This window comes from Pseudoalteromonas sp. SR45-5, assembly GCF_014163565.1.
GTDB classification, from domain to species: domain Bacteria; phylum Pseudomonadota; class Gammaproteobacteria; order Enterobacterales; family Alteromonadaceae; genus Pseudoalteromonas; species Pseudoalteromonas distincta.
In genome coordinates this window covers 1-6,022 of sequence record NZ_JACJDN010000222.1, presented here as the reverse complement: position 1 = coordinate 6,022, position 6,022 = coordinate 1, and the positions used below count along the sequence as shown (strand labels likewise).

Annotated in this window: 7 protein-coding genes; all 7 read right to left on the bottom strand. The window is 40.2% G+C overall.

The window, feature by feature from the left end:
• Positions 1–236: 236 nt before the first annotated feature.
• Positions 237–605: a GxxExxY protein gene (locus tag H5072_RS09960; protein WP_024597632.1), complete on the bottom strand. Its 369-nt coding sequence runs from the start codon at positions 603–605 to the stop codon at positions 237–239.
• A 480-nt stretch (positions 606–1,085) separates the two neighbouring features.
• On the bottom strand, positions 1,086–1,985 hold the full coding sequence (gene rfbD / locus H5072_RS09955) for a dTDP-4-dehydrorhamnose reductase (RefSeq protein WP_182693439.1): 900 nt from the start codon (positions 1,983–1,985) through the stop codon (positions 1,086–1,088).
• A 23-nt stretch (positions 1,986–2,008) separates the two neighbouring features.
• Positions 2,009–2,554, bottom strand: a complete 546-nt coding sequence (rfbC, locus tag H5072_RS09950) for a dTDP-4-dehydrorhamnose 3,5-epimerase (protein WP_182693438.1) — start codon at positions 2,552–2,554, stop codon at positions 2,009–2,011.
• 11 nt (positions 2,555–2,565) lie between these two features.
• A complete protein-coding gene (gene rfbA / locus H5072_RS09945) occupies positions 2,566–3,477 on the bottom strand; it encodes a glucose-1-phosphate thymidylyltransferase RfbA (protein ID WP_182693437.1) in 912 nt (303 codons plus the stop codon).
• 46 nt (positions 3,478–3,523) lie between these two features.
• On the bottom strand, positions 3,524–4,957 hold the full coding sequence (locus H5072_RS09940) for a lipopolysaccharide biosynthesis protein (RefSeq protein WP_182693436.1): 1,434 nt from the start codon (positions 4,955–4,957) through the stop codon (positions 3,524–3,526).
• Between the two features lie 2 nt (positions 4,958–4,959).
• On the bottom strand, positions 4,960–5,610 hold the full coding sequence (locus H5072_RS09935) for an ABC transporter ATP-binding protein (RefSeq protein WP_182693435.1): 651 nt from the start codon (positions 5,608–5,610) through the stop codon (positions 4,960–4,962).
• A 21-nt stretch (positions 5,611–5,631) separates the two neighbouring features.
• The coding region (locus H5072_RS09930; protein ID WP_182693434.1) for an ABC transporter permease at positions 5,632–6,022 on the bottom strand (391 nt) is incomplete at its 5' end.

Sequence of the window (6,022 nt, the reverse complement as noted above, 5' to 3'; positions counted from 1 at the left end):
CAAAACAATTTTACCACCGAGGGCACAGAGGCGCTGCGCGCTGCACGGAGAAGTTATTAGTTTTTCTCCTTCACTTCTCTGTGTTCTCGGTGGTGATAATAATGTCTTAATTACTTTATGAGCATTTAGCCCAAAACAATTTTACCACCGAGGGCACCGAGGCGCTGCGCGCTACACGGAGAAGTTACTAGCTCTTCTCTTTCACTTCTCCTAGCTTACCGGCTGGAGAGCGGATTTTACACGCTAATACGTTTCAGCCCGTCAAGCAACCGGACCTGATTAAAATTAATTAATAGCCCAGTTTTTATGCCTGTTAACTTTAAATAGGTTATAAGCTGAGCTGAATGAATAGGCAGCAGTTTATCAACAGCTTTTAATTCAATAATCAATTTTTCAGGTATCAATATGTCTAACCTATACCCTGCATCTATACTTATACTTTTATAGCTAATCGGTAATGCAACTTGATTCATAGGTAACAAACCAGCTTGCTGTAACTCATAAAGTAAGCAATTTTCATAACTAGATTCTAATAAACCAGGACCAAGTGTTTTATGTACTTCAATAGCGCAACCAATCACAGTTTGAGTTACCAAGTCTTCCATAAATAGCGCCCTTAGAATCTATTTAGCACCTAAATAATTATAAACCCGTATTTTACCACCGAGAACACAGAGGCGCTTCGCGCTACACGGAGAAGTTACTAGCTCTTCTCCTTCACTTTTCGGTGCTCTCTGTGGTGATTAACCTCTTTATGAGCGAGGTATTATAAAACCTCACCTACAAAACATTTTCACCACCGAGGGCACAGAAGCGATTCGCGCTTCACGGAGAAGTTACTAGCTCTTCTCCTTAACTTTCGTTGTTCTCTGTGGTGATTAATCACTTTATGAGCGAGATATAAAACCTCACCTACAAAACATTTTTACCACCGAGTGCACAGAGGCGCTGCGCGCTACACGGAGAAGTTATTAGCTATTATCTTTTACTTCTCTTTTACTTCTCTTTGTCTTCTCGGTGGTGGTGATAATGTCTTAATTACTTACTCTATAAGCGAGGTACAAAACCTCACCTATAAAATTAACCTATTGGTTAAGTTTTAGCTCTGTTAGCATTGCTTTTAATTGTGCGCGCCAGTGCACGGTTTTTACTCCGCTTAGCTCTTCTGCTTGTGCTTTATTAAGCACGCTAAATGCAGGGCGTTTAGCTGGTGTTGGGTAGCTTGCTGCTGGTATTGCACTAATAGGTATTGATTTAGTTAATAGCCCTTGCTCTATTGCAAGCTCTTGTATTGCTACTGCAAAATCGTACCACGAAGCTACACCCGCATCGGTCCAATTTAAAATAGTTGCTGTATTTTCAGTATTTAAAACTTGCTCACTGCTTGCTTTAGCTACTAAAGCCCATAGCATATTCGCCAAACCTGCCGCCCACGTTGGCGTACCAACTTGGTCGCCTACTATACCTAATTGTTCTTTTTCTGCCATTAATCGTAACATTGTTTTTACAAAGTTATTACCAAAAACAGAATAAACCCACGCTGTGCGCACTATGGTTGCTTGCGAGCCTAAAATCTCATTAATAGCCTGCTCGCCAGCGAGTTTAGACGCGCCATAAACGCCCAAGGGATTTGTTGCATCGCTTGCGGTATAAGGCATAGTGCTTGTGCCATCAAACACAAAGTCGGTAGATATATGTATAAGCTTTGCGTCAATATTTTTACATGCATTTGCTAAATTAGCTGCACCTTGCTCATTTACAGCATAGGCTGTATCGGTATCGGTTTCGGCTTTATCAACCGCTGTATAAGCTGCAGCATTAATAACTATATCTGGCGAGTGTGTTATTAGTAACTCGTTTACCTGTTCGGCATTACTAATATCAAGCTCTTTTGAGCCAAAGCATATTAGCTCTACATTGCTTGGGCAGGTTTTTTGTAACTCTGAGCCTAGCTGGCCATTTTTACCTGTTACTAATATTTTCATAATGAGTACTTAATTTTTGGCTATTAAAATTTCGGGGCGTTTTTAAAACTAAGGCCGGCTTCGTCTTTAGCTGATAGCTGCGGTAACTTACCTTCAACTAGTGGCCAATCAATATTTAGAGTTGGGTCGTCCCATTTTATTGATACTTCAACATTTGGGTTATAAACATCGGTACATTTATATACAAATTCGGCAGTTTCTGTTGTTACATAAAAACCGTGTGCAAATCCTTCTGGCACCCAAAGTTGGCGTTTATTTTCAGCCGACAGTAATACCCCTACCCACCGCCCAAAGGTTGGCGAACTTTGGCGCATATCTACGGCTACGTCGTATACTTCACCTTGCGTTACACGTACTAATTTACCTTGGGTATTTTGTGTTTGATAGTGTAAGCCGCGCAGTATACCGTGCGCCGATTTGCTATGGTTTTCTTGCACAAAAGTGCGCTCGCCGCAGTGTTGGTTAAATAGCTCTGTGCGAAAAGTTTCCATAAAAAAACCGCGCTCGTCACCAAATACTTGTGGCTCAATAATTTTTACATCAGGGATGCTAGTTTCAATAAATTTCATTTTAATGCCTATTAAAATACAGTTTGATCTAAAAGCGATAATAAGTACTTGCCATAGCCTGATTTTTTAAGCGGCTTTGCTAGCTTTTTAAGCTGTTCTGCATTTATGTAACCCATGCGGTAGGCTATTTCTTCTGGGCAGTTAATTTTTAAGCCTTGGCGTTTTTCTATTGCGCGAATAAAGTTAGCAGCATCAAGCAAATCATCAAGTGTACCTGTATCTAACCAGGCTGTGCCACGGCCCATAATTTCTACGTTTAGCTCTTTATTAGCGAGGTATTGGTCTATTACGTCGGTAATTTCAAGCTCGCCTCGCTCAGAGGGTTTTACATTTTTAGCAAACTCCACTACGCGACTATCAAAAAAGTATAACCCTGGTACTGCGTAGTTAGATTTAGGTTTATCTGGTTTTTCTTCTATTGAAATGGCTTTGCCATTTTGGTCAAATTCGACTACACCATAAGATTTAGGGTTTGAAACATGGTAACCAAACACTGTAGCACCTTGCTCGCACTTAGTTGCATTTTGTAGTGATAAAGATAAATCGTGACCGTAAAACAGGTTATCGCCAAGCACAAGTGCCGCACATTGGCCTTGTAAAAAGTCTTCAGCTAATAAAAATGCTTGCGCTAGGCCATCTGGACTTGGTTGCTCTTTGTATTCAAATGTTATACCCCAAGCACTACCATCGCCTAGTAGCTCTTTAAAGCGAGGTAATTCAGCGGGGGTCGAAATAATTAAAATTTCGGTAATACCTGCCATCATCAAAGTAGATACCGGGTAAAAAATCATCGGTTTATCGTAAACAGGCATTAATTGTTTACTCACCACTTTTGTAAGCGGGTATAAACGTGTACCCGAGCCGCCCGCTAATATAATGCCTTTACGGGCTGACTTTGTGGCAGGTGCTTTTAAAGAGTGCATATAGAATCCTATCTATTAATTTTAATTAAACTTTATAACTTGAAGTTTACCTTAGCTCTTTTACTGTGGCTAAAACTATTTTACCAATACCAAACAGCATTAGCTGCAGTACTGCAAAGAGTAAAATATTGTATAAGGTAGCTGGGTATTTATTGTCTTGTGGTAGCGTGGCCGACTCAACCACTACTAAATATTTAAGTTGTCGGTAGGCCTCAATTCTGGCTTTATCGAGCGATACCTCAGAAGATGTATAACCTTTAAGCGCTAGCTCTAATTCAATTTTTAAATCAGAAAATTGCGCTAGCACCTCGCTTACAGAGGTTCCATTATTTTTAATATTACTATTGGTGCCTTGCTGAGTAGAAAGCCTATCTCGCTCTAGCTCTAGCTGGGTTTTAAGTGCGCTCAACTCCGACGCTAGCATAACTACTTGCGGGGCTTTTTCAGTCATGGTTGAGCGTAGCCCTTTTAGCTCTGCACTTTTAGTCGCTATTTGCCCCTCAAGCCCATAGGTTATTTGCTGAAGTGCCATGCCTTCGGCCTCTGGGTCAAGCAAGTTATTTTTTTGCTGAAACGCAAGAGTGTTTTTTTGTGCGTCACGCAAGCGTTGCTCAACTTTTGCATGCTCTAATCGTATAAACTTTAATTGCGCATCAGCTAGTTGGTGGCCTATTGAATTTATATACCACTCTGCGCGGTTAACAATAGCTTGCGTTAGAGTGTTTGCAAATTCAGGCGTAAAGCCTTGGGCTAATATTTTTAGTACGCCTGAGTCTTCGTCTATTTCAATAGTGGTGTGATCAATGTAATAACTTAGTAGGTCTTCACTGCTAGCGTTGCTACTTAAACGCGAAAATACATCACCACCATTTTGGTAATGCTCTTTTAAGTTATTGTGTGCTTGTAAGTAATTAAGCATATCTTGCGAGTGTATGTACGCTTTAGCAATTTCGGTATCGGCTGTCGAGTTGCTACCCACACCTAGGCCACTAAGTATCGCCATTGACGGGTCCATTGTTGCCATGCCGTCAGGCTGCTGAATTATTAATTGTGCACGGCTCTCATATCTAGGGGCTGCTAAAACGAGTTGGTAAAAAGCAAACAATATAAAAGGCACAGCCAATAGTACAAACCACGGCTTAGTAAATAAGTGTAGGCCGCGCTTATTATTTAACTTAGCCATAGCAATTTGCTTTACGTTTGGTTTTGCATTTTGCTCTGTAGAGGTACTTGATTGTGTTTGCTTTGCTTTGCTATTTATTTTGTCAGTAAGCCTAGCTAACTCTTTATTTATTTGCTCGCTTTTAGGTTTTAAATTACGAGCGCGCTGCATAACACGCCTTGCTAGGTATATATCATTTTGTTCAACCCGTTGAGCAAGCCCTATTAACTCCTCACCATTATCCCAAATGGCTTTATCGGTTTTTAACCCTAGCTCTGTAAAGCGCTGTTCTATTTTTTCTACCGCTTGTTGACTCATAATTATAATGCCTGGTAATGAGCAATTCCTTGCTCTAAATCGTTGTAAAAAGTAAGTTCACCTTGGTGCAATACAACGGCGCTATCACAAAAATGGCGCAGTTCGTCCATTTCGTGGCTTACCATTATCACATTAGCATTTTTACTTTTTTGTGTGAGGGCTTCGCGTGTTTTTTTTCTAAAGTTTGCATCACCTACCGAGGTAACTTCATCTATTAGGTATACATCAAAATCTATACCTATTGAACAAGCAAATGCTAGGCGGGGTTTCATACCACTTGAGTATGTATTTACTGGTAAATCGAACTTTGGGCCTAGCTCGGCAAATTGGCGTACACGGCGCACGTATTGATCTAAATCGGCTACGCCGTTAATCATTCCTATAAAGCGGGCATTATCGGCGCCACTCATTTGCGGGTGAATCCCCGTTGCTAGCGCTACCGGCCACGATAAATGAAGGTCGGTAATAATTTCACCTTTATTGGGGTATTCGCTGCCAGCAAGCATTTTAAATAACGTAGATTTACCTGCGCCATTAGAGCCTAAAATAGCAATATTATGGCCGCTAGGTATTTCAAAGCTTACATTTTTAAAAATGTATTGCTTACCTATTGCTGAGGGGTAATATTTAGTAATATTTTGCAGCTTAATCATATTATTTCCTGCTTCATAACATTACCTACTCACAGCCTGCTTCCAAGTAATTTGGTAAACACATAGAGCAAAAAACAAGCTAACAAAAGCACTTGAAAATAAATAAAACTCACTGACACCTTCTGTCCCATAAGTAGGGTAAGCCGCATATCGTGTTAACTCTATGGCATGTAAAATAGGGTTCCAATCAAGGTATGGCCAGTATTCTTTTGGCACATCTTGCAACGAAAAAAATGCTCCTGATATAAAAAACAAAGGCCTTGTCAATATTCCTTGAACCTTTGCAAACTCAGGGATATAGCATTGTATAATCGCAAATAGCAAACCAAATGACACTGAAAAAACCCATAAAGAAAAAATGTTTAATATTAATAAAAGAGGATTGTTTAGCTTTATTTCTAAGCCTATAAAG

What these genes read in the sequence shown, in the direction of transcription:
- H5072_RS09960 (WP_024597632.1), bottom strand. Translation starts at nt 605, where the DNA reads ATGGAAGACTTGGTAACTCAAACTGTGATTGGTTGCGCTATTGAAGTA.
- rfbD (WP_182693439.1), bottom strand. Translation starts at nt 1,985, where the DNA reads ATGAAAATATTAGTAACAGGTAAAAATGGCCAGCTAGGCTCAGAGTTA.
- rfbC (WP_182693438.1), bottom strand. Translation starts at nt 2,554, where the DNA reads ATGAAATTTATTGAAACTAGCATCCCTGATGTAAAAATTATTGAGCCA.
- rfbA (WP_182693437.1), bottom strand. Translation starts at nt 3,477, where the DNA reads ATGCACTCTTTAAAAGCACCTGCCACAAAGTCAGCCCGTAAAGGCATT.
- H5072_RS09940 (WP_182693436.1), bottom strand. Translation starts at nt 4,957, where the DNA reads ATGAGTCAACAAGCGGTAGAAAAAATAGAACAGCGCTTTACAGAGCTA.
- H5072_RS09935 (WP_182693435.1), bottom strand. Translation starts at nt 5,610, where the DNA reads ATGATTAAGCTGCAAAATATTACTAAATATTACCCCTCAGCAATAGGT.